The sequence below is a fragment of the Promicromonospora panici genome (assembly GCF_900608595.1).
Taxonomy (GTDB): Bacteria; Actinomycetota; Actinomycetes; order Actinomycetales; family Cellulomonadaceae; genus Promicromonospora; species Promicromonospora panici.
Genome location: NZ_UWYY01000001.1, coordinates 54,972 through 78,057 on the forward strand (window position 1 = coordinate 54,972; position 23,086 = coordinate 78,057).

Here is a 23,086-nt window from a genome sequence, read left to right on the forward strand (position 1 = left end):
CCCCCAGCCTTTTGCGTCCCGGCGCTCGTCCCGATCATGCGAACAGGCCGTGCCGAGGGCTGCTCGCCGGACGCATGCCCCCGATGCCCTTCCTGATCTGCTCGGTCCGGCTCGGCCGCTCGGAGTGCTTCTCCGGGGCCTTCTTCTGAGACTTCTCGTCACGAGAGGTGCGGTCCTTGCGGTCCGACCAGCTCGTCCGCTTGCCGCCCCAGGCCTTCTTGGCCTCGGTCTGGCGGTACTCGATCTCCGCGTCGAGCGCGGGTCCCCACAGCGACATGATTCCTCCGGATGTCCCCGGCGGGCCGTGTGCCCGTCCGGCTGATGAGGAAGACACTCGTCCTGAGGCGCGGGAGCCCGGATCGGGAGGTCGGGCAGTCCTGAGCGGCGGGGTACCTCAGACCGGTGCCTCAGGGGGTGCCTGAGGTGGTCTGAGGTGGCCTGAGGTGCCGTGACGCACTCGCGTGTGGCGCCGCGACGGGCGGAATTCAGCCAGTTCACAGGCTCACTATTGCGATCTACGTCACAACGGACGCACACTGGAACCAGTAGCGGACCCAATTCGGGGGTGGAATCGTGACCGGAACCGAAGCTGGAACGTACGACATCTTGCCCATGCTGGGTCGTGGGAAGCACCGCAACCCCAAGAAGGGCGCGTGCTTCATGGAGCTCGCTTCCTTCCTCGCAGGCGAGAAGTGGAGCGACCACCCCGCCTGTACGCACCCGCTGATCGCGATGCTGGCCCGCGCGGTGAACGACCTCACGGCAGACCACGCCCGCCCGCAGCTCGCGCCACTCATCCCGTCGGTCATCGGCCTGACCAGCACCGACCCGCGCTGGGACGTGCGCATCGCGCTGCGCGCCGCGCAGACGGCGCTGCCGGTCTCGCCCGCCGACCGGCAGCAGACGCTGGCCGTCGCGATCCTCGGCTCCGAGCGCATGCTCGACGTCCTGGAGGACCGCCCGGCGGGGACGCTCGCGCCGGAGAGCAAGGACGCGCTGGCGGCCGTGCCGAAGACGGCGGCCTGGGCCGAGCGGTTCTGCGCGGGCACCAGCGTGCGGCCCAAGCGCTTCGTGCGTGACGCCGCGCCGAGCGTCGTCTCCACAGCGGTGCAGGGCATCTCCGAGGCCTTTGTCCCCGACGTGGACGCGCGCCTCCGCAACCTGCTCGAAGCCACTATCGCCGACGCACGCCAGTGGGCCGGGAATGCGGACGACGATGCCCGCATGCTCGACCCGCTGGCGTGGGGACCGGTGGTGAAGGCGGCGCCGACCGCCTGACACATCGACCGGACAAGGGAGAACGGGTCGGGGCGCACCAGGGGGTCGCCCCGACCCGAACCATGTCCGGCGGGCTGAACCATGTCCGGCGACTCATGTCCCGCGAGTTCGGCGGACCTGTCGATCGAGCGCCGCCGAGATCGTCACCCCGGTGTCAGACAGACGCCGACCGGAGGACAGAACCATGCGATACACCATCTTGCTGCACTACCCGGAGATGACGCCGGAGGACCTCGGCGAAGGTGGCTGGGAAGAGGGCGAGCGCGAGTTCGACGCCTACGCCACGGCGCTCGACCAGGCCGGGGTGCTCATCTCGGCCGAGGTGCTGCAGCCGTCGTCGTCCACCACGACCGTGGCCGTACGCGACGGTGAGCTGCGCATCCAGGACGGTCCTTTCGCCGACACCAAGGAGCAGCTCGGCGGCACGTTCGTGCTCGACGTGCCGGACCTCGACGCCGCGCTCGCCTGGGCGCAGAAGGCGCCGTCGGTCCAGTGGGGCACCGTGGAGGTGCGCCCGTCGGCAACCCACTTCGAGAACGGCGCGTGGACGAGCTGACCGACCGCCAGGACGTGCGGGCTGCCGCCGAAGCGGCGGCCCGCACGTCGTACGGCCGCCTGCTGGCCCTGCTCGCGGCGCGCGACGGCGACATCGAGCGCGCCGAGGACGCCCTCGCCGAGGCCTTCGAGCGCGCCCTGCGGCACTGGCCCGACGACGGCGTACCGGACAACCCCGACGGCTGGCTCCTCACCGTGGCCCGCAACCGGCTGCGCGACCTGTACCGCTCCGCGGCCCAGCGCACCAGGGCCCCCGCCGACGAAGGGCCCGAGCCCGCGGTCCCGCCCGACGAGCCCGATCCCGACGCCATCGGGGACCGCCGGCTGGAGCTCATGTTCGTCTGCGCCCACCCCGCCATCGAGGCGGGCATCCGCACGCCACTCATGCTGCAGACCGTGCTCGGTGTCGAGGCGCGCGACATCGCCGCGGCGTTCGCCGTACCCGCACCCACGATGGCGCAGCGCCTGGTCCGCGCCAAGCGACGCATCCGCGACGCGCGCATCCCGTTCCGGGTCCCCGGCCGCGACGAGGTTCCCGACCGGCTGCCACCCGTGCTGGAGGCCGTGTACGGCGCCTACGCGATCGACTGGCGCGGCGCAGCGCCGGAGGTGCGCGGGTCGCTCACCGGCGACGCGCTCACCCTCGCCCTGCTGCTGGCACGCCTGCTCCCGGAGCCCGAGGTGCTCGGGCTGGTCGCACTGCTGTGCTTCTCCGTGGCGCGCGCGGACGCGCGCGAGGTCGACGGCGCCTTCGTGCCCCTCGACGAGCAGGACGCCGCCCGCTGGGACGCGGCGCTCATCGAGCGCGGCGAGGCGTTGCTCCGGCGCGCCCTCACGGGCCCCGACGGCCGGCCCGCCGGGCTGCCCGGCCGGTTCCGCCTCGAGGCGGCGGTCCAGTCCGTGCACTGCGCGCGGGCACGGACCGGGCGCACCGACTGGCCCGCGCTGCTCACCCTGCACCAGGCACTGCTGCGCGTCGCCCCGACTCTCGGCGGGCGGGTGGCACTCGCGGCGGTGCTCGCCCGGGCCGAGAGCCCGGAGGCAGGGCTCGCCGAGCTGGACGAGGTGGCAGCGTCCGATCCCGCATCGAGCCGGTTCCAGCCCTTGTGGGCGACCCGAGCGCACCTCCTGGCCGAGGTCGGCGACGTCGACGCAGCCCGCGCCGCCTACGACAAGGCGCGGTCGCTCACCACCGACCCGGCGCTGCGGGCCTTCCTGACGGACCGAGCTGCCGCGACCGGATGACCCGCGACCGGGTGGACATTTTCGCCGCGGTCACGAATCGCGGTTCCGGGCCTCCCTCACAACGAAACATGGTCCCGGTACGTCCTGCCCAGTAGAGGGCGGCCACCAGAGGGGCCAGGGAACGGGGATCGACCATGACGACCAGCACAGCAGTGATCACCGGCGGCGACGTCGCCGCGATCGAGCGGGACCTGCGGCGCATGGAGCTGCTCAACCGGCGCGAGCACCGGATTCGTGCCGCCGGCCGGGCGGTCCCCACGATCTCGTACCTCAAGCTCGCCACGCGCCCTCGGGACCGCTGGCGGTATCCCGACGCCTGACGTCGGACGGGCGGGGCCGCAGATCCAGGGGGTTCGGCGGCTCCGCCCTTTTCTTCACCTGGACCCGCCCCATTTCACCCAGGAGATAACACGTGCCGATCATGACCCGGCCCCTAGGCTCCTGGGCATGAGCGGATACCCGTCACCTCACCCGTCAACGGATGGTCATGCGCCGGTCCCGCCACCACCAGGTGGGTACGCCCAGATTCCGCCCGTGGGCGGGCCGCCGCCCGTTGCCCCGACCCCGCGGCGCCGGGGCCGTGTGGCCCTGATCGTCGCCGCCGTGGTGGTGTTGCTGGCGGCAGCCGGCGTCGGGCTGTGGTTCCTGCTCCGCCCGCCGCCGATTCCCGACCCCGAGCCCGCCGCCGAGGAGCTCGCGGCAGCGCTCCAGGCGGGCACGCCGGCGGACTTCCCACTCGTCATGGGTACGTCGGCTTCGCCGGACGAGCAGTACACCCAGGTGTTCGAGCAGCTCCTGGCCGCCGTCGGCGAGGACGGCGGGACCGTCACGGTCAAGAGCGTCACGCCCGTCGAGGAGGGCGACGACGGCACGGCTACCGCGACCGCGACGTTCGCCTGGACCTGGCCCGTCGCGACGAAGACCGCCTGGGAGTACGAGACCGTCGCGCAGCTCACCTATCCCGGTGCGACCGACGGTGAGGCCGGGACCTGGCAGGCCGAATGGAACACCGGCGTGATGGTGCCGGGCCTGGAGCCGGGTGAGCGGCTCGCCGTCGAGCGCACCGAGCCGGCGCGCGGCGAGATCGTCACGACGAGCGGCGACACGATCGTGGGCATGACCCCCGTGCACCGCGTGGGCATCGACAAGACCCGCCCGGGCTGGGACACCGCCACGGCCAAGCTCGGGAACGTGCTGGGCTTCGACCAGGCGACCACCGACGACATCGCCGCGCAGGTCCAGGCCGCAGGTGACAAGGCGTTCATCGAGGTCATCACGATCCGCGAGAACGACCCGGAGTACGACTTCGACGCGGCCATGGCGATCGACGGCGTCGTCGGGATCCCGGATGAGCTGCCGCTCGCACCGAACCGCGACTTCGCGCGGGCCGTGCTCGGTTCGGTCGGCGACGCGACCGAGGAGATCATCAAGGAGTCCAAGGGCACGATCAAGGCGGGCGACAGGGTCGGCGTCTCGGGCCTGCAGGCCGCCTACGACGAGCAGCTGCGCGGCGTCCCCGGCCTGGCGGTGACCATCGAGCCGGTCGAGGGCGGCGGCGAGGGCCGCGAGGCATTCACCATCGAGAAGAAGGACGGCGAGCCGCTGACGATCTCGCTGGACCCGGCGACGCAGCTCCGCGCCGAGGCTGCGCTGGCCGACATCACCGACCTGGCCAGCGCGATCGTCGCGATCAAGCCGTCCACCGGCCAGGTGCTCGCGGCGGCGTCAGGTCCCGGGTCCGAGGGGTACAACACGGCGACGCTGGGCCAGTACCCGCCGGGCTCCACGTTCAAGATCGCCACGTCGCTCGCGATGCTGCGCGCCGGGACCACCCCGGACTCCACGCTGCCCTGCACCGACACGATCAACGTCGAGGGCCGCGAGTTCCGGAACGTGCCCGGGTATCCGGCGTCCGCGCTGGGCGACGCCGTGCCGTTCCGGACCGTGTTCGCGAACTCGTGCAACACCGCGTTCATCGCCCAGCACCAGGCGATCACGCAGCAGCAGCTGCACGACGCCGCCGCGTCGCTCGGCCTGGGCGTCGAGGCCGAGGGCTTCGGCGCGGCAGGCACGATGGGCGACGTGCCCGCGGACGCGTCGGGCACGGAGCACGCGGCGTCGATGATCGGGCAGGGTCAGGTGCTGGCCACGCCGCTGGCGATGGCCACGGTCGCGGCCAGCGTCTCAGCGGGCCACACCGTCTCGCCGTGGATGGTGAAGCCGTCGGACGAGGAGGCGGCCGAGGCGCCGTCGGGAAACCTGACCGCCGACGAGGCGGCGACGCTGCGCGACCTGATGGGCGGGGTGGTGCAGGACGGCTCGGCCCAGGTGCTGCGGGACGTGCCCGGGATCGTCGGGGCGAAGACCGGTACCGCCCAGTTCGGTGACGGGACCAAGGCCCACGTCTGGACGGTCGCGATGGCGAACGACCTGGCGGCAGTCGTGTTCATCGAGGAGGGCGAGCTCGCGTCGACGGACGCAGCCCCGGTGATGCACGAGTTCCTCACGGGCAACTGACCCACCCCGCCGAGGTAGAACTCTGGCGAGGTAGAACTCTGGCGAGGTAGAACCGAAGCTCGGCTGCGGTTCTACCTCGCCCTGGTTCTACCTCGGCGTGAGGGGAGCGTCAGCCCTCGAAGCCTGCCTCGGTGCACGTGGCCCGGTAGTCGTCGATGGCGTTCTTGACCGCCGTGGGGCGGGCGATCGAACCGTCGAGTGCCTGGTCGAACGGCGCACGGACCGCCTCGAGGTGCGCGATGCTGACCTCGTCGGCCTTGCCGATGATCAGGCCGATGTTCCTGCTGACGTCGCTGGCCTTGCCGGTCAGCTCCTCGTTGAGCGGTGCCTGGACGGCGGGCGCGAGGTTGCTGATGCCGGTCACGAGCGGGCCGCTGAAGAATGCGTTGCACGACTCGACGAGGTTGTACTCACCGGTGCTGATCGGCGCCTCGATCACTGGTGACGGTGCGGCCTGCGAGACCTCTTCGCCGGAGGGCGTGAAGTCGCTGGCCATGTCTTCGAGGGCCGCGCATCCGGACAGCAGGAGTGCACAGGAGACCAGTGCGGCCGTTGCCCAGTTCTTGCTGGTGCTCACGATCTACTTCCCTCACGTCATCGGGTCATTGAGTGCGGTTCGGTCGCACTCGCCCGCGAGTCTAGCGCCACGCCTGTGACGGAAGGCGAATTGCTGCGGGGTAATAGCGGGAGCGCTTCCACGTGCGCGGTGCGACGCATCCTCGGATGTGGTCAGACGCCCAGGTCACCGGAGTGCCCTGAGCGTCTGACACGTTCGTGAGGGGTCAGCGGTCGTTGTCAGTCGGCGGCTGGTCCTGGGGCGTGGGGGCTGCGGGAGGCGCGTCGGGCGTCGTCGGGCCTGCGGCCGGCTGGTCCGTCGGGCCGGCGCTCGGGTGGGCCGTCGGGTACGGGTCCGCCGAGCGGAGCACGGCGAGCCGGGAGCGGTACTCCGCCTCGTCGATCTCCCCGCGGGCGAAGCGGGTGCCGAGCAGCGTCACCGGGTCGGACCCAGCCGCCGCGTGCGCGGCCCACGGACCGCCCCATCCGCCGCGCGGCCCGCGCCGCGCCCGCCGGGCGATCAGGAAGATCACCGTGGCGAACAGCAGGAACCACAGCAGCGGGAAGATGAAGAAGAACGGGCCGGGTCCGCCCCAGCCGTAGTGCGGCCCGTTGGCGAGGACCTCCGTCGTCGCGGTGAGCATGTCGACCTCCAGCATTCGGTTCGGCCGGTAGTTCCGGCCACAGCACCAGGCTCCGCCTGCCCGACGCCGGGGTCGTCACCCCCGCGTACCTGCTCCCCTACACCCGTGGTGCCGCGCCGGCAGTCCCGGCGCCCGGGCGGTCAGCCGGCCCATCCCGGCCGCACCAGCCCGGCCTCGTACGCGAGCACCACGAGCTGCGCGCGGTCGCGCGAACGGGTCTTCATCAGCACCCGGGAGACGTGGGTCTTCACCGTCGATTCCGAGAGGTACAGCTTGGCGGCGATCTCGTCGTTCGCGAGACCGCCCGCAACCTCGACGAGCACCTCGCGCTCCCGCGGCGTGAGCTCCGCCAGCGCCGGAACCGGCCGGACCGTGCGGGTCGCCTCGGCGACCTTGGCCAGCAGCCGCCGCGTCACCGTGGGCGAGAGCAGCGCGTTGCCCGACGCCGCCACCCGCACCGCGCGCACCAGCTCCGCGGGCTCGGTGTCCTTGACCAGGAACCCCGACGCCCCGGCACGGATCGCCTCCGTGACGTACTCGTCCAGCTCGAACGTCGTCACGACCACCACGTGCACGTCAGCGGCCCGGGGCTCCGCGATGATCCGGCGCGTCGCCTCCAGCCCGTCCAGGCCGGGCATGCGGATGTCCATCAGCACCACCTGTGGCAGGTGGTCGAGGGTCAGCGCGACGGCGTCGTCGCCGGTCGCTGCCTGGGCGACGACGCGCATGTCGTCCTCGGAGTCGATCAGCGCGCGGAACCCGCCGCGCACCAGGGCCTGGTCGTCGGCGAGCAGGACGTCGATCATGCGGTCTCTCCGGTCTCGGTGGTGGTCTCGACAGGCTCGACCCGCGATGTGCTGGTCGACCTGGTCGAGATCGGGAGCGTAGCCCGCACCTCCCAGCCTGGCCCGTCCGGACGCGGGCCGGCTGTGAGCGTGCCCCCGGCGCCCTCGACGCGCTCGCGCATCCCGAGCAGCCCGTAGCCGGGCTCGACCGGTCCGCCGGAGAGGACGCCGTCGTCGGCCACGACCACGGTGATGCCGTCGCCCCTGGTCACGCGCAGGGTGACCCGGCGGGCCGACGGCGCGTGCCTGCGCACGTTGGTCAGCGACTCCTGGACCACGCGATGCACGACCCCGGCGATGTGGTCGGGCAGCTCGGCCACGTCGGGTCCGAGCTCGACGACGACGTCGAGCCCGTCCGCGCGGGCCTGGTCGGCCAGCCGGTGCAGCGCCGTCAGGTCCCAGGTCGGCGTGAGCGGCGCGGCGTCGTCGGGCAGCGTGACCGAGGCGGGCGGGGACGCGCCCTCGCGGACTATCCCCAGCACCGTACGAACCTCGGCGAGCGCGTCCTTGCTGGTGTCGCGGATGTTGGACAACGCCTCGCGGGCCTGGCCGGGATTCTTCTCGAGCAGGTGCAGCCCCACCCCCGCCTGGACGTTGATGGCGGACAGCGAGTGCGCCAGGACGTCGTGCAGCTCACGCGCGATCCGCAGACGCTCCGAGGCGACGGCGGTACGCTCCCGCTCCGCGGCCGTCTCCCGGGCGGCGGCTCGTGCCGCGACCCGGCGGGAGATGCGGTCCCGCGCGGCGCTCGCGATCAGCAGCACGACGGTCAGCCACGCGGCTCCCGCGATCAGCGCGTCCGGCGTCAGGAGCCAGGCGCCGTCGCCACGCATCCAGCCGGGGCCGTAGGAGCCGGGCCCCCAGTCGCCGTGCGGGTTCCACGGCCGATCGGACCGGACCCGCTCGACGCGCGGGGCGATCAGCACCGCGACGCTCGCCACGCCACCGGCGAACAGGGCGGCGCCCGACCAGGCGATCCGTCTGGCCCGCCGCACGTCGCCGCTGAGCATGACGGCGGCGAGCACGGCGACCGGGCCAAGGAACACCGGGCCCCACGGGTAGCCGGCCAGCAGGAACGTCACGGTCGCCGCGACGGACAGAGCGGTGGCGAGCGCCGGACGCCGGGGAAGCAGGAACAGCAGCACCGCGGGCGACACCAGCAGCAGGAGCGTTCCGAGGAGGCCCGGCCTGGTCGCCCAGGCCTGGCCCTGTGCGGCGCCGATCGAGCCCAGGTTGGCGGCGACGGCCACGGCGATCGCGACGAAGGCGCGCGGTCGCGTGCGGTCGAAGGGCCCGGTGGTGAGTGTGTCCGCGGGGGCGTCGCTCTTCGGACGGATGGTGCCCAGCATGCTCGCACGCTACGCCGCGGCGCGTCCGGCCGCGTCGCCCCGGAGTGCCGCCGCGCGTCGCCCCGGGGTGCCACCCCGCCGAGGCAGGGCTCTGGCGAGGTAGGACTGTGGCGAGGTAGAACCCTGGCGAGGTAGGACCCTGGCGCAGCTTTGTGCGCTGCGGTCCTACCTCGCCAGAGTCCTACCTCGCCAGGGTTCTACCTCGGCGGGACGGTCAGGAGAAGCGGGCCGAGCGCTCCACCACCCGGCCGGCACCGCGTCCGCCGTCGGCCGCCGGGTCCCACGTGTAGACCTCGGTGCCGGTGATGAAGACCTGTTCCGCGCGCGCCGAGGTGTCGAGCGGGTCGCCCGACCAGAGCACCACGTCGCCGTCGAGCCCCTCCTTGATGGCGCCTACCCGGGTGTCCAGGCCGAGGAACGACGCCGGGTTGGTGGTGATCGCGGCCAGCGCGGTGGTCCAGGGCAGGCCGTCGCGAAGGGCGAACGTCGCCTGGTGCACCAGGAAGTTGATCGGGATGACGGGGTGGTCAGTGGTGATGGCGACGCGGACGCCGGCGTCCGCCATCTTGACCAGGTTGAGGATCGACCGGTCGCGGAGCTCGACCTTGGAGCGCGAGGTGAACATCGGGCCGTAGATGACCGGGATGTCCTTCTCGGCGAGGACGTCGGCGAGCTTGTGGCCGTCGGTGCCGTGGTTGATGACGAGCCGGTAGCCGAATTCCTCCGACAGGCGGATCGCCGTGGCGATGTCGTCGGCGCGGTGGGTGTGCTGGTCCCACGCGAGCTCGCCGGCCAGCACGCGGGCCAGGGTCTCCTTGCCGAGGTCGCGCTCGAACGGCTTTCCCTCGGCCGCCGCGGCGTCGCGCTTCGCGACATAGTTCTGCGCGTCGACGAAGGCCTTGCGGATCACGCTGGCGACACCCAGGCGGGTCGACGGGAGCTGCTTCTTGTCCCCGTAGATCCGCTTCGGGTTCTCGCCGAGCGCACTCTTGACCGACACCGAGTCGCTGACGACCTGCTCGTCCACGGTCCGGCCGCCCCAGGTCTTGATCGCGACGGTCTGCCCACCGATCGGGTTGCCCGAACCTGGCTTGATGACCGCCGTCGTGACGCCGCCGGCGAGGGCGTCCCGGAAGCCCTCCTCGTCGACGTGGATGGCGTCGAGCGCGCGCAGCGCCGACCCGTCCGGGCCGGTCATCTCGTTGACGTCGTGGCCGGCCCAACCTTCGCCCTCCTCGTGAACACCGAGGTGGCCGTACGCCTCGACGAATCCCGGCAGGAGCCACTTGCCCTGGGCGTCGATCGTCCGGACGCCCTCCGGGACTGCCACGTCCTGACCGATGGCGGTGATCACGCCGTCCTCGATCAGTACCGTCCCGTTCTTGATGGGCTCGGTGGCGACAGGGACCACGTGGGCGCTGGTGATGGCGATGCTGGAGCGGGTTGTCATGGGTACATCATTACCCAGGGTAACGAGGTGTCGGGACAGGCTTCCCGATGGCGGCAGCGCTCACCCCACGTCGGTTACGGGGTGACCGCGAGCGTGCGCACCGTACTCGTTCCGGTGGCGTACGCCGTGGTCGGCGTGGTCTTCGCACGCAGCTTCACTGTCCCGGCCGGCAGCCGGACCCGGAATGTGACAGTTCCCGTCGAGCCCTGTTCCTTGACGTCGATCGTGCGCCAGGTGCCACCGACCAACCGCTGCAGGTAGATCGATGTGTCCCGCTGCGGCTTGGATGACGTGACGCCGATCGTGGTGAGCGACCGTGCGCTCGGTTGAGCGGTCCGGACGGACAGCGTCACCTTCGGGCGCACGTTCGTCGTGGTCGCCGCCGACGTCGCTGGACCGGCCACGCCCACATGGTCAGCGTGCCGCCAGCGGTAGAGCGAGTTCGATGACGGTGTCACCTTGGCGCTGACCGCTCCGGTGCTGGACGTCGTACGGGTGGTGACCGCGGTCCATGCGGCCGAGCCGGCACGCCGCTTCTCGAGCACGACGGCCTCGCCGGGGAACCGGCGCGAGACGTTCACCCCGGGCGTCTGGAGACGAGCCGCGAGCGTTACCGCCGTGCCCGCCGTGACGGTTGCCCGCGTGCCGTTCGTCAGCGCGAAGGCCGAACGAGGGTAAACCCGGATGCGGTCCGTCCAAACCGTGGGCTCGGACGGGAACCGCTGCGAGCGGTGGGTCAGGGTCGTCGTGACCTGGGTCCTGGTACGACCGCACCAGGAGGCGAACCAGGTCTTGTCGATCGTCCGGGGGAAGCTGCAGGTCGCACGGTCAAGGCAGGGGTACGCGTTCAGGTCGGCGTCGTTGTTCAGACCCGCGACCGGGTATCCGCCGTTGCCGTTCTCGGCCCAGACCTCCCAGGACAGCGTCCCGTCATAGGCGGGCGACCGCGTCACCGACGTGCGGTAGCGCAGCCGCGCCCCGTCGAGGACCCAGGAGCTCGCCGTGACCCGGCGGCCCGCGGCATCGGTGATCGTCGGACCGCTCATCGTCAAGGGCTCGTCCACCTGGAACGTCGTTGACGCGGTGGCGGTGCGACCGGCCCAGTCGGTCACCGTGACGTCCCAGCGGTGTGTCCCGAGCGTTAGCTGATCGCCCGTACCGGCCGATGTGGTCCGGCCGATCACGGGTGACGAGGAACCGAACGCACGTTGCCAGGTGTCGACGACGGCACCGTCGAGCCGTAGCTCCCCCGATCGCAGGCCCACGAAGCGGTGCACGTCCGACCGGTACTCGGCGCGCACCGTGGCTGCGCTGAGGTTCAGCAGGTGGTGGTCCGGCGAGAGTTGTGTGCCTGGCCAGACCTCCAGCTCGAGGTCACCTCCAACGAGGTGCGTGCCCGAGTCGATCTGGAGCAGCGAGCCGTTGTCGAGCGTGGCGTATCCGGTGACCGAAACGTCCTTGCCCGGCACGGTGTCGGCCGGGACCAGGCGCGTCTCGAAGGGGGCCTCGGTATCGACGGTTGACCGGAAGATCGGGCTATCGACATCCTGCGCCTCGACCCAGAAGGAACGGACCCGAGTGGTGTCCCCGGACAAGGTCAGATGGAGCTCGTCGTCCCAGGCATCCCCCAGCGGCACGATGCCCCGGCTCCCTGAAGCCGGGGGCGGATACCCCTCGACCGAGAGAACGGGGTCGGCGTCATCCTCGGCGGCGAATGCCGGAGCCGGGACCGCAGCCATCAGGAGCGTCAAGGTGGCGGCTGTCGAGACAGCTAGGCGTGATGGCACCGCGTGGGTCCAATCCGGGGGAGGCGCCCTGGTGCGCCCGACGTCCGGATCCTAGGTCTCTCCCCGCTCGTCATCGGCATCTGTCGCGGGTGATGTTGTGCCGCGGCGGGCCCGTTCGCCTCAGCCCGGCGACGCCGGGTTGGTCGCCTTGCCGTCTTCCGCGAGCTTGACCAGTCGGCACCGCGTTCTAGCAGGACAGGCGCCGGTGGCCGGCGAAACTCATCTGCGAATGGCCTCGAACCTGCAGGCCTCGCTCAACGGGTCGAGCGCAGGAGTTCCGCCGCCGCCGCGATCCGCGCGGGGTCGCCCGGCGTCGGCGTCCAGGGGAGCTGCCGCAGGGAGTCGCGGTCCGGCTTGTTGTGGAACCTCGGCACCACGTGGATGTGGAAGTGGAACACGGTCTGCCAGGCGGCCTCGCCGGCGGAGTTCAGGAGGTTCACACCGTCGGCTCCGAGGTGTTGCACGGCCCGGTCGGCGATCCGCTGCGCGGTCAAGGTGCAGGCAGTCAGGTCCTCGGGCATGACGTCGTGCAGGTCGCGGGCGTGGGCCTTCGGGATCACGAGCGCGTGCCCGTCGGACGCCGGGTTGATGTCCATGAAGGTGAGCGTGCGCTCGTCCTCGTCGATCTGGTCGAGGGCAGCTCACCACGGACGATGCGGCAGAAGAGGCAGTCGGTGGCTTGGGCCATGGGGTGACGTTAGCGACAGAGCGTGACAGGCGTCCGCTCGCCGTGCGAGCATGTATATCAATAACTAAACTCGCAGTATGGCGGACGAGGACTGGAGCATCTACGTCGTAGACGAGGTGCGTGAGTGGATCTACGGGCTCGACAAGGCGGCACGCGATCGAGTCGCTCAGGCGATCGATGTCTTGGCGGAACGCGGGCCGCGATTGGGCCGGCCGTTGGTCGACACCATCCACCATTCCTCGATCGCGAACCTCAAGGAGCTTCGACCAGGTGATGCACGGCTGCTCTTCGTCTTTGATCCGTGGCGGTCGGCGATCTTCCTGGTCGCCGGCGACAAGTCGGGACGGTGGAGAGAGTGGTACGTCGAAGCAATCCCGCTGGCCGAAGAGCGATATCAGAAGTACCTGAGCAGGCGCGCTGAAGAAGAAGGGGAAGGTGCATCGTGACTGGTTACGTGCGGTGGGCGGACATCCGAGGCGACCTCGTCGAGAAGGCCGGCGGTGAAGAAGCCTTCGAGCGTGGCAAGCAAGAGCTCCTGGCCGAGGTGACCGGATACCGGCTCGCTGAACTGCGCAAGAAGCGGCGGATGACGCAGCAGGAGGTCGCCGACCGGATGGGCGTCACCAAGGGGCGGGTTTCGCAGATCGAGAAGGGCAAGATCTCCGGCCAGGAGGTACTTGCCCGCTACGCGAGAGCCCTGGGCGGCGAGCTCCAGCAGGCGATCGTCTTCGACGACGGCAACATCGCAGGCATCGCGTGAGGTGAACGCACCTCAGGCCTGCAAGCCGTCCCGGCCCCAGCGCGGCGTCGGTCCCGGGTCTCCCAGATCCGTGCCGACGGCGTCCTGGGACACCTCCTGCGCGATGGCGGTGCCCCACTCGAAGTAGGACATGAGCGGGCCGTGCAGGTCCGGCGAGTCCGGGAAGGTGTCGTCGACCGCCGCTGACATCAGCTCGAGCCACCGCTGCCGGTGCTCGTCGCGGATCCCCAGCCCGAGGTGGCTGTGAAACAGGGATTGGTGACCGCCGAGCGCCGTCGTGAACTCCTCCGGGCCGCCGAACACCTCAGCCAGCCAGACGGCGACGTGCTCGACGTGGCGCGGGCTGAAGTTCGCGAACACCGGCGCGAGCAGCTCGTCGGCGAGCACGCGCTCGTAGAACGCGTCGCTGAGGCGGCGGAGGGCGGGCATGCCACCCAGCGACTCGTAGAGCGCCGGCACTCTTTCCATGATGGTCAGCCTACGCACGGGACCGCATGAACTGGCGCACGGCGCTCTCGCGCGACGGAGCGGTCGCCGGCCCGGAGTTCACCCGGTAGCGCATTGATTGCCCCAACTGCCCGCTGCGAGAGTGTCTGCGTGGGTCGAATGGGGAAGCAGCCGTCTCTGCCGCCTGGCGGGTATGTGCTCCCAGGTGCCGGGGCCCGGACGGTCATGTTCATCGGGATCGTCCTTGCCGGATGTCTTGCCATGTTTGCCGGTTGGTCCCAGAGCCGCTACGACGTGGCGCACGATCTCTACCAGGTAGGGAGAGTCGCCGAGGCCCACGATGCCGAGGTGTATTACTCCTGCGGCAGGAGCTGCAACAGAGAGATGCGTGCCACGGTGGACTTCGCCGATGGTCCGCGGAACGTCGAATTGCCAGAAGTGGCGTTCGATTCTCGTGGACTGCCGGAGAGGCAGTGGGTTCCAGCGCCGGAACCGTACAGCGGTACGTTCAGCATCTACTACGACCCACAGCGTCCGCAGGACACCAGCAGGATGCGGTCCCAGGACGAGGTGGAGGGTGCATTCTTCGACGATCCACGCCCGCCCTGGATCGTTGTCGGCGCCCTCGTCATTTGGTCGCTTGCCTGGGTACGCCCAGCCTTGCGGAACGCAGGTGGGTCCGTCCGGGTCCTCAGCTTGGCACCGACCTCGCCAGGTCAGGATTCGCCGCGACGTGACGGCAGGACGCTGGACGTGGTCGCTGCTGCGGGCCTGATCACCGTAGGACTCGGCATCCTGCTGTTCTCAGGCAGCGGCTGGAACACTGTCGTTGCCATGCATCTCGACGAGTCGGGAGCCGTAACCAATGGCTTTGACGCGGCTGTTCGAGTTGTTGCCTCCGATGCAGACGGCGGTGGGCCCGTTTCGGACAAGATCTTCGCTGAGATCGTCATTGAGCACGTGACCGTGGCAAACGAGATCGTCCCCGTGGAGCTTGTGGCCCCGGAGCGAAGGGTGGATTCGGAGCTCTCTCCCGGCTGGTACGAGAACGTCGTGCCGTACTTCGACGGCTTCGACGCGAAGTACGACCCGGCGAACCCTGATCTTGCGATCGCTGTGGCCGACATCGAGCAGGCGGCCAGGCCGAGCGCCCTGGCCATCCCCCTCGCCGTGATCGGCCTCGGCGCAGCCCTGGCGGGATGGGCGTGGGTCTGGCCAACCGTCCGCAGGCAGCGGGTGCAGCCGCCAGCCCCACCCGGCATGATCTCGGGCGGTCCGCCCCGAGTGAGCGCATCCTGAACTAGACCAGCTAGCACGCTGCCGCCTGATCCGGACCGAATGGCCACGCATCCATAGACTCGACACCGTGGACTTCTACTCCGCCTACGCCCACGGGTTCGCCCGGGTCGCGGCCTGCACCATCCCCGTCGCCGTCGCCGACCCCGCGGCCAACGCCGCAGCGGTCCTCGATCAGGCGAGGCAGCTTCACGACGACGGCGTGGCCGTCGCCGTCTTCCCGGAACTGTGTCTGAGCGGCTACGCGATCGACGACCTGCTCATGCAGGACATCCTCCTGGAGGCCGTGCTCGACGCCCTCGCCGGCATCCGGGAGGCCAGTCGCGACCTCACCACGATGCTCGTCGTCGGGGCGCCGCTCCTGGTCGGCAGCCGCCTGCTGAACGCCGCCGTCGTCGTGCACCGCGGGCGGATCCTCGGCATCGCGCCCAAGTCCTACCTGCCGAACTACCGCGAGTTCTACGAGAAGCGGCAGTTCGCTCCCGGCGACGAGCACCGCGGCACCCTCACGCTCCTCGGCGAGGAGGTGCCGATCGGGCCGGACCTCATCTTCCGGGCCGACGACGTCCCCGGGCTGGCGATCCACGCCGAGGTCTGCGAGGACATGTGGGTGCCCGTCCCCCCGAGCGCGCTGGCGGCGCTCGCGGGCGCGACCGTGCTGCTGAACCTGTCGGCGAGCCCGGTCACCGTGGCGCGCGCCGAGGACCGCCGACTGATCGTGCGCAGCGCGAGCTACCGCTGCAGCGCCGCCTACGTCTACACGGCGGCGGGTCAGGGCGAGTCCAGCACCGACCTGTCCTGGGACGGCCAGACGATGGTCTACGAGGCCGGCGACCTGCTCGGTGAGACCGAGCGGTTCCCGGACGGTGCGCGCGCCACCGTGGTCGACGTCGACCTGGACCGCCTGCGGCAGGAGCGCCTCCGGCAGGGCACCTTCGACGACAACCGGCGCGGGCTGGGCATGGCCGCGACGGGCTCGACCGGGGCCGGCGAGGACTTCCGCGAGATCACCTTCAGCGTGCACCCGCCGCAGGGCGACATCGGCCTGCGCCGCAAGGTGGACCGGTTCCCCTTCGTGCCCGACGACGCCGAGCGCCTCGCGCTGGACTGCTACGAGGCCTACAACATCCAGGTCACGGGACTCGAGCAGCGCCTGCGTGCCATCGGGCAGCCGAAGGTGGTGATCGGCATCAGCGGCGGCCTCGACTCGACGCACGCGCTGATCGTCGCCGCCAAGGCGATGGACCGGCTGGGCCGGCCGCGTAGCGACGTCCACACGTTCACCATGCCCGGCTTCGCGACCGGCAAGGAGACGAAGGACCGCGCCGTGCGGCTCGCGGAGTCCCTGGGCGTCACGTTCCAGGAGCTCGACATCCGGCCGGCCGCCGAGCAGATGCTCCGCGACCTGGACCACCCGTACTCCAACGGGACCAAGCAGTACGACGTCACCTTCGAGAACGTCCAGGCCGGGCTGCGCTACGACTACCTGTTCCGGCTGGCGAACCACCGCGGCGGCATCGTGCTCGGCACGGGCGACCTCTCGGAGCTTGCACTCGGCTGGTGCACCTACGGCGTGGGCGACCAGATGTCGCACTACGGGGTGAACGCGGGCGTGCCCAAGACGCTGATCCAGCACCTCATCCGGTGGACCATCGACAGCGGGCAGTTCGCGCCGGACGCGGACAGCCCGGTCAACGCCGTCCTCACCGAGATCGTGGAGCAGGAGATCACGCCCGAGCTGATCCCCCACGAGGAGGGCGAGACGCCGCAGTCCACGGAGGCGATGGTCGGCCCGTACGCCCTGCAGGACTTCACGCTGTTCCACGTGCTGCGGCTCGGCTACCGGCCGTCGAAGATCGCGTTCCTGGCCTGGCACGCATGGCGCACGGTGGACGACGGCGACTGGCCGCCCGGCTTCCCCGCAGCGCAGCGCACCGCCTACGACCTGGCGACGATCCGGCGCTGGCTCGACGTGTTCGTGCGCCGGTTCTTCGCCTCCCAGTTCAAGCGGTCGGCCCTGCCGAACGGCCCGAAGGTGTCGGCGGGCGGCACGATGTCGCCGCGCGGCGACTGGCGCATGCCCTCGGACGCGACGGCGGCGGCCTGGCTGGCGGAGCTGGAGAAGAACGTCCCGGAGGCCTGATTCCCCTTTGCTGTGAGCGTGATCGTTGCGCCCGAAGCGGACTTCTCGTCGCAACGGTCACGCTCACAACCAGGGCGGGTAGGGTGCCGTCATGCCTGCTGTATCCGTTGCCCTGGCTCGGCCCGGGAACCGTCGCTTCCTCCGGGTGATCACCGTGTTCGCGGCCGTGCTGACCTTCGTCGCGCTGCTGCTGGTGGCGGGCCCGGCCAGCGCTCACGACCAGCTGCTGTCGTCCGACCCGGAGGACGGCGCGACGCTCGACGCGCCCCCGGCGAGCATCTCGCTCACTTTCAGCGCGTCCCCGCTCGACACGGGCATCGAGATCGCCGTGGTCGGCCCGGACGGCGCCACGCAGGGCCGCGACATCCAGGTCGACGACGAAGTGGTCACCGCGCAGCTCGACGAGGGCCTGCCGCCCGGCGAGTACGCCGTCGCATGGCATGTCGTCTCCTCCGACGGGCACCCGATCGACGGAGAGTTCACCTACGTGGTCGAGGGTTCGGCCGAGCCCACGGATGCTGCCACCGACGAGCCCGAGATGTCCACGCAGGAGGCCGAGCCGACCGACGTGCCGACGCAGGCCCCCGACGGCGCCGACGAGCCGACCACGGCGACGGAGCTCGCGGGCGCCGGAGACGGCGCGGGCGCCAGCGGGCTGGTCGTGGCCGGCGGGATCCTCGCGGCGGTGCTGGTCGTGCTCGGCGTCGTGGCGATCATGCGCCGCAAGATTCTCGAGAACGACAAGCTGCGCCGGGCGAACGAGCCCGACTCCGTGGACCCGGACTCCGAGGACCCCGGCTCCGAGAAGCCGAACGACAACCCGGACGGCAAGCCGCACGCCTGACGCGGCAGGTCAGGGTTTCGGTGCGCGGATCGCCAGGATCACCGTCACCACCGCGGGCACGAGCAGGACGGCGCCCGCCGTGTTGACCGCCTGGAACCCGCCCCACGCGAGCAGCGGGCCCGCGAGGGCAGCCGAACCCGCGCCGAAGTAGTTCATCAGCGCGTCCGTGGCGCCCTGCAGCGGCAGCTTGACGTGCGGCTCCGCCACGGATGCCAGCACCGCCGACGACGCGATCACGCACGCCGACCAGCCCAGTCCGAGCAGCACGAGCGCGACGGCCGTCAGTACTTCCGTGTTGACGGCCGGCTCGGCGGCACCGTGCCCGGCGTGTGCCCCGGCGTCGGGCACCAGGGCTGCCGCGGTGAAGCCCAGGGCCACCGCGGCGCCCTGCAGCACCATCCCGCCGACGGCGACCCGCAACGGGCCGAAGCGGTCCGCCAGCCAGCCGAACACGGGGCTGAGCGCGAACATGCCCAGCACGTGCAGGCTGATCACTATGCCGACGAGCTGCAGCGACATCCCGCCGTGCTGCATGTGTACCGGCGTCATCACCATCACCATGATCATCACGCCGTGCGCCACGGCCGTGGTCACCACGGCGAAGCGCGCTCGCGGGTGCGCCCAGGCCCAGCGCAGCGCGGTGAGCGCCCCGGTCCGTCGCGGTCCGACGGCGGTGGTGGCGCTCGCCACCGCCGCGCTGCCCACCGGGTCCCGGTACAGGGCCACGAGCAGCAGGCCCGCCAGCAGGTAGGCGACGACGGAGAACAGGTAGGGTCCGCCGAGGTCGGGCACGCCGAATCCGCTGCCCACGACGGCGCCGGGAGCCGCGAGATTGGGCCCCACCACCGAGCCCACGGTCGTGGACCACAGGACCACCGACATGGTCCGGGCGCGTGTGCCCGAACCGGCGTTGTCGGCGGCGGCGTACCGGGACTGCAGGTTGGTCGCGTTCGCGACGCCGTAGAGCGTGAGGCCGACCAGGAGCACGACGAGCTGGCCCAGCACGGCCGCCGTGACGATGAGCAGCGCGCCGACCGTCGAGAGGGCGTAGCCGAGCGACAGCGCCCAGCGCCGTCCGCGGACCTGGGCGAGCGTCGCCAGCGGGATCGAGGCGACCGCGGCGGCGAGCACGCCGACGGCCTGCGCGAGCCCGGCCATGGACGTGCCGCCCAGGCTCTCCGCGAGCAGCGCGCCGACGGCCGCACCGGACGCGACGCCAACGCCGGCCAGCAGGTTGCTGAACACGAGCACGACCAGGTTGCGGCGCGCGTGCGGGGCTTCATCGGGGGTGGTTCCGGCGGGTCCCGCGTCCGTCTCGGCGGTGCTCATGGCGCCCTCAACGGTGTCGGGGACCTCGGACGGCGGTTTCTCCACGATTTCCTCTCATTGGCGTAGTACTACCGGAACGGTAGACCGCTATGGGTTGCGGAAGTCATCGGATAGTGCGGGGTGACACTGCCTCCGGAGGCCCCACACCGTCGTCGTCCACAGGCTCGTACACAGGTTCGCGTCCTCTGAGAGCAGAAAGTTACCCACGACTCGCCGAAGAGTGCCGGTTTACCGCGAATTCCCGCCGATCTGCTGGCAGTATGGGGCCTCGTCGTCGGGCGGGTACCGCCGCGCGACGTGACCGAAGAAGGGAACCGCATGTCGCTCAACAAGTCCGAGCTCGTCTCGGCCATCGCCAACAAGGCTGAGATCAACAAGACCGAGGCCGAGGCCGCGCTCAACGCCTTCCAGGAGGTGCTGATCGAGTCGCTCGCCAAGGGCGAGGCCGTCAAGGTGACGGGCTTCCTCTCGGCCGAGCGCGTCGAGCGTGCCGCCCGCACGGGCCGCAACCCGCGCACCGGCGAGGAGATCTCGATTCCGGCGAACTTCGGTGTCAAGATCAGCGCCGGCTCGCTGCTGAAGAAGGCCGTCGCGAAGTGACGCTTCGCCGCTGATTTTTACAGCGACGCGAAGGCCCGGTCCCTCACGAGGGGCCGGGCCTTCGCATGTCCGCCGCCGGCCCGCGTCCGTCGGCTGAACGTGCGTCAGCGCGCCAGTGCGTCACAGGTCGCCCTTGCGCTCCAGGTACCGCATCGCGACCCAGCCGATCGGGACACGCCCCCAGTAGGTGCACAGGCGGTACAGGATCGTCGCGGAGAACGCGATGGTGGCCGGGACGCCCCCTGCGGACAGTCCGGCCGTCAGGGCACCCTCGACGCCGCCCAGGCCGCCGGGCGTCGGGATGAGGGCGCCGAGCGCGTTGCCCACGAGGTTGACGAGCGCGATGTCGACCAGCGAGAGCGACTCCCCGAACGCCGCGAGGCAGCACCACAGGGCCACGATGTAGCCGAGCGTCATGATGAGGTTCCCGGCCACGCCGAGCGCCAGCCGGCCCGGGTGGCTCAGCATCTGGGCCAGCCGCGGCCAGACCTGGGCCAGCCGCGGCCCGATGTACCCCATGCCCCAGCGCCGCACGGGCGGCACCAGCAGCGTCGCGACGACGGCGAGCGCGACGCCTGCCAGTGTGATCAGCACGGCCGGCGACGGCAGCTCGACGAGCGCCCCGGACCCCGTGAAGATCGACAGCGCCACCAGCAGCAGGACCGTGACGACGAACTGCGACACCTGCACCAGCGCGACCGTGGCCACGGCCATCGACATCGAGACCCCGCGCTGGGTCAGCAGCCGCAGGTTGAGGGCCGCCGGGCCGATCCCGGCCGGGGCGGCCAGCGCCACGAACGAGCCCGCCGCGGCGGTGAGCGTGGCCCGCCCGAGCGGAACGCGTGCCGGGGAGAACGCGACGAGCGTGAGGCCGGCGCCGAACCAGGTGGTGATGGCGAGCGCGAACGCCACCGCTATCCACCACGGGTTGGCCTCGCGCACGGCCTGGGCGATCTCGTTGAAGTTGATGGTGGTGACGATCACGGCGATCGCGATGATCATCAGCGTCGAGGTGAGCACGGTGCGCGCGCTGAACCGGGAGATGCGCTGCGGCTGCACGCTGGCCTCGGGCAGCCGTTCCACCAGGGCGCCCCGCAGCTCGCCGAGGAGGCCCTTGGTGCGCCGCACCTCCTCGCGGGTGGTCCGCGGCAGGGCTATCGACTGGATCAGGGGACCGATGGCGGCGATGTCGGCGTCGGGCAGGGCGCGGACCGCGGAGGCGACGGCGCGGTGCGGGCCGACGCGCAGCCCGATGAGCGTCAGCATCTGCACGAGGTCGAGGCGCCGGGACAGCGGCGACGACGCGATGTCGCCCTGCTCCCAGCCGGTGATCCACACGTGCGGGCTGCCGTCGGGGTCCCGGTGCGTGAGCAGGACGTCCTGGGTGAGCGCGCGGTGCGTGAGGCCCGCGGTGTGTGCGCGGACGAGCTGCTCCCAGGCCTCGGCGAGGACGTCGTCGTACACGTCGTCGTCGGGCAGGTCGCGGAGCGAGACGGCGGGGGAGGCGTGCTCGAGGACGAGCGCTATCGAGTCGCCGGACTCGCCGATCCCCAGGAGCCGGGGCGTGCGGACGCCGGCGGCGGTCGCGGCGTAGGACAGCAGCGCGGTGCGCTCGGCGACGGCCTTGAGCGAGATGGCGGCCCGCCCCTCGATGCCCCGCAGGCGCAGCGCCTGCCACAGGCGGGTGATGAGGCCGACGACCTGACGGTCGCCGTCGAGCACCACGACGTCGCGGCGCACGTCGTCGTCGCAGTACAGCGCGTACACGCGGTTGTCGCCCGTACGGCTCAGGGCGAGCGCCGCGGGGTCGTCGGGGGCCGCACTCGGGGTGCGGTGCTGGACGGTCTGGACGGTCTGGACGGTCTGGGCGGACGCGGCGGAGTCGCCGGCGGGCTCTGCCACGGCGTGCACCCGGGCCAGCGACGTCGGCGTGAACCCGGCGCGCCGCACGGCCGCGACGAGATCGGGCCCGTACGCGCGCTCGCTGCGCGTGCCCGACACGTACTGCACCGAGGAGCCGGCGAGCCGGCCCAGCAGCAGCGCGACGAGAACGCCCGGCAGCGACACCTGGCCCGTGATCAGCACGATCAGCAGGGCGGCGAACATCAGGTTCCACGAGATACGGACGGTCCGGCGCCGGGTCGCGGGCCCGGCGACGGTCAGCATCGCGGTCACGGCGACGGCGTACTCGGGGATGGCCAGGACGTATCCGGTGCCGCGCTCCCACACCGACATGCCGCGGACGAGCTCGTCCGATCCCAGGTGGTTCACCAGGAGCGTGGTGAGGACGCCGAGCAGCAGGCCGACGATCCCCGCGACGATGGACTCGACGATCTGCCGGCCCAGGCGCCGGACCCCGAGCTCGATCATCACGGCGACCGGCGCGAACAGGCTCACCAGGCCCTGCAGCACGGCGACGGGGACGAAAAGGATGGTGGCGAGCAGGTCGTTGAAGCTGCGGACGTCCTCGGTGACACCCTCGGTGGTGCCGTGCGCGACGACCGAGAGGACCATGACGCCGGCGACGCCGAGGGCGCACCCGATCATCCAGACCAGCGCGCGCGGGTGCCGCACACGCTCCTCTGGGGTGTCGACGACGCGGACGAGGCCGGACTCGTCGGATGTTGTCCGCGGTGCGTCGGACACCTCGACACCGGCGTCTGCGCGGCCGGTGCGCGGGTTGGACATACCGGGGAGTCTAGAACGGTTGGCCGAGACATGACCGGAGGGCGCGGACGGTGCCCTGGTATACCC

General features: G+C 71.2%; 22 protein-coding genes. 11 read left to right on the forward strand and 11 right to left on the reverse strand.

The window, feature by feature from the left end; all coding sequences use genetic code 11:
• Positions 1–34: 34 nt before the first annotated feature.
• Complete coding sequence (locus EW117_RS00235) at positions 35–277, reverse strand: hypothetical protein (protein WP_129782720.1); 243 nt, start codon at positions 275–277, stop codon at positions 35–37.
• Between the two features lie 296 nt (positions 278–573).
• On the opposite strand from EW117_RS00235, the gene EW117_RS00240 reads away from it, so the two are divergent.
• The 5 genes from EW117_RS00240 to EW117_RS00260 all read left to right on the forward strand — a co-directional run bounded on the left by EW117_RS00240 (position 574) and on the right by EW117_RS00260 (position 5,595).
• Positions 574–1,278: a hypothetical protein gene (locus EW117_RS00240; protein WP_242503986.1), complete on the forward strand. Its 705-nt coding sequence runs from the start codon at positions 574–576 to the stop codon at positions 1,276–1,278.
• A 184-nt stretch (positions 1,279–1,462) separates the two neighbouring features.
• Positions 1,463–1,834: a YciI family protein gene (locus tag EW117_RS00245; protein ID WP_129782721.1), complete on the forward strand. Its 372-nt coding sequence runs from the start codon at positions 1,463–1,465 to the stop codon at positions 1,832–1,834.
• Positions 1,822–3,078, forward strand: a complete 1,257-nt coding sequence (locus EW117_RS00250) for an RNA polymerase sigma factor (RefSeq protein WP_129782722.1) — start codon at positions 1,822–1,824, stop codon at positions 3,076–3,078. The genes EW117_RS00245 and EW117_RS00250 overlap by 13 nt, the downstream gene beginning before the upstream one ends.
• Before the next feature lie 134 nt (positions 3,079–3,212).
• Positions 3,213–3,398: a hypothetical protein gene (locus EW117_RS00255; RefSeq protein ID WP_129782723.1), complete on the forward strand. Its 186-nt coding sequence runs from the start codon at positions 3,213–3,215 to the stop codon at positions 3,396–3,398.
• Between the two features lie 214 nt (positions 3,399–3,612).
• Positions 3,613–5,595, forward strand: a complete 1,983-nt coding sequence (locus EW117_RS00260) for a penicillin-binding transpeptidase domain-containing protein (RefSeq protein WP_242503987.1) — start codon at positions 3,613–3,615, stop codon at positions 5,593–5,595.
• A 109-nt stretch (positions 5,596–5,704) separates the two neighbouring features.
• On the opposite strand, the gene EW117_RS00265 is transcribed toward EW117_RS00260, so the two are convergent.
• The 7 genes from EW117_RS00265 to EW117_RS00295 form a co-directional block, all read right to left on the reverse strand.
• Positions 5,705–6,172: a hypothetical protein gene (locus EW117_RS00265; protein WP_129782724.1), complete on the reverse strand. Its 468-nt coding sequence runs from the start codon at positions 6,170–6,172 to the stop codon at positions 5,705–5,707.
• A 205-nt stretch (positions 6,173–6,377) separates the two neighbouring features.
• Complete coding sequence (locus EW117_RS00270) at positions 6,378–6,794, reverse strand: SHOCT domain-containing protein (RefSeq protein ID WP_207211703.1); 417 nt, start codon at positions 6,792–6,794, stop codon at positions 6,378–6,380.
• Between the two features lie 140 nt (positions 6,795–6,934).
• Positions 6,935–7,600, reverse strand: coding sequence for a response regulator (locus tag EW117_RS00275; protein ID WP_129782725.1), 666 nt, complete (start codon positions 7,598–7,600; stop codon positions 6,935–6,937).
• Complete coding sequence (locus EW117_RS00280) at positions 7,597–8,988, reverse strand: sensor histidine kinase (protein WP_129782726.1); 1,392 nt, start codon at positions 8,986–8,988, stop codon at positions 7,597–7,599. Before EW117_RS00280 ends, EW117_RS00275 begins: the two co-directional genes overlap by 4 nt.
• Before the next feature lie 214 nt (positions 8,989–9,202).
• Complete coding sequence (locus EW117_RS00285) at positions 9,203–10,438, reverse strand: amidohydrolase (protein ID WP_129782727.1); 1,236 nt, start codon at positions 10,436–10,438, stop codon at positions 9,203–9,205.
• A gap of 74 nt (positions 10,439–10,512) precedes the next feature.
• Positions 10,513–12,177, reverse strand: a complete 1,665-nt coding sequence (locus EW117_RS00290) for a hypothetical protein (RefSeq protein ID WP_129782728.1) — start codon at positions 12,175–12,177, stop codon at positions 10,513–10,515.
• 302 nt (positions 12,178–12,479) lie between these two features.
• On the reverse strand, positions 12,480–12,821 hold the full coding sequence (locus tag EW117_RS00295; RefSeq protein ID WP_207211704.1) for an HIT family protein: 342 nt from the start codon (positions 12,819–12,821) through the stop codon (positions 12,480–12,482).
• 169 nt (positions 12,822–12,990) lie between these two features.
• Here EW117_RS00295 and EW117_RS00300 point away from each other — a divergent pair, with 169 nt between their 5' ends.
• Complete coding sequence (locus EW117_RS00300; RefSeq protein WP_129782729.1) at positions 12,991–13,359, forward strand: type II toxin-antitoxin system RelE/ParE family toxin; 369 nt, start codon at positions 12,991–12,993, stop codon at positions 13,357–13,359.
• Positions 13,356–13,673: a helix-turn-helix domain-containing protein gene (locus EW117_RS00305; protein ID WP_129782730.1), complete on the forward strand. Its 318-nt coding sequence runs from the start codon at positions 13,356–13,358 to the stop codon at positions 13,671–13,673. The genes EW117_RS00300 and EW117_RS00305 overlap by 4 nt, the downstream gene beginning before the upstream one ends.
• 12 nt (positions 13,674–13,685) lie before the next feature.
• Here EW117_RS00305 and EW117_RS00310 read toward each other — a convergent pair whose 3' ends face one another.
• Positions 13,686–14,141, reverse strand: a complete 456-nt coding sequence (locus EW117_RS00310) for a group II truncated hemoglobin (RefSeq protein ID WP_129782731.1) — start codon at positions 14,139–14,141, stop codon at positions 13,686–13,688.
• A gap of 204 nt (positions 14,142–14,345) precedes the next feature.
• Here EW117_RS00310 and EW117_RS00315 point away from each other — a divergent pair, with 204 nt between their 5' ends.
• From EW117_RS00315 to EW117_RS00325, 3 genes are all read left to right on the forward strand, one after another.
• Positions 14,346–15,419: a hypothetical protein gene (locus EW117_RS00315; protein WP_129782732.1), complete on the forward strand. Its 1,074-nt coding sequence runs from the start codon at positions 14,346–14,348 to the stop codon at positions 15,417–15,419.
• 67 nt (positions 15,420–15,486) lie between these two features.
• Positions 15,487–17,559 carry an NAD(+) synthase gene (locus EW117_RS00320; protein WP_129782733.1) on the forward strand — a complete coding sequence of 691 codons (2,073 nt, stop codon included), beginning with the start codon at positions 15,487–15,489 and terminating at the stop codon, positions 17,557–17,559.
• 91 nt (positions 17,560–17,650) lie between these two features.
• Complete coding sequence (locus EW117_RS00325; protein ID WP_129782734.1) at positions 17,651–18,403, forward strand: copper resistance CopC family protein; 753 nt, start codon at positions 17,651–17,653, stop codon at positions 18,401–18,403.
• A 9-nt stretch (positions 18,404–18,412) separates the two neighbouring features.
• On the opposite strand, the gene EW117_RS00330 is transcribed toward EW117_RS00325, so the two are convergent.
• Complete coding sequence (locus tag EW117_RS00330) at positions 18,413–19,732, reverse strand: MFS transporter (RefSeq protein ID WP_129782735.1); 1,320 nt, start codon at positions 19,730–19,732, stop codon at positions 18,413–18,415.
• Between the two features lie 318 nt (positions 19,733–20,050).
• Between EW117_RS00330 and EW117_RS00335 the strand changes: the two genes are divergently transcribed.
• Positions 20,051–20,332 carry an HU family DNA-binding protein gene (locus EW117_RS00335; protein WP_129782736.1) on the forward strand — a complete coding sequence of 94 codons (282 nt, stop codon included), beginning with the start codon at positions 20,051–20,053 and terminating at the stop codon, positions 20,330–20,332.
• A gap of 120 nt (positions 20,333–20,452) precedes the next feature.
• Here EW117_RS00335 and EW117_RS00340 read toward each other — a convergent pair whose 3' ends face one another.
• Entirely contained in the window at positions 20,453–23,020 is a 2,568-nt protein-coding gene (locus EW117_RS00340; protein WP_129782737.1) for a lysylphosphatidylglycerol synthase transmembrane domain-containing protein, read from the reverse strand.
• Positions 23,021–23,086 lie beyond the last annotated feature (66 nt).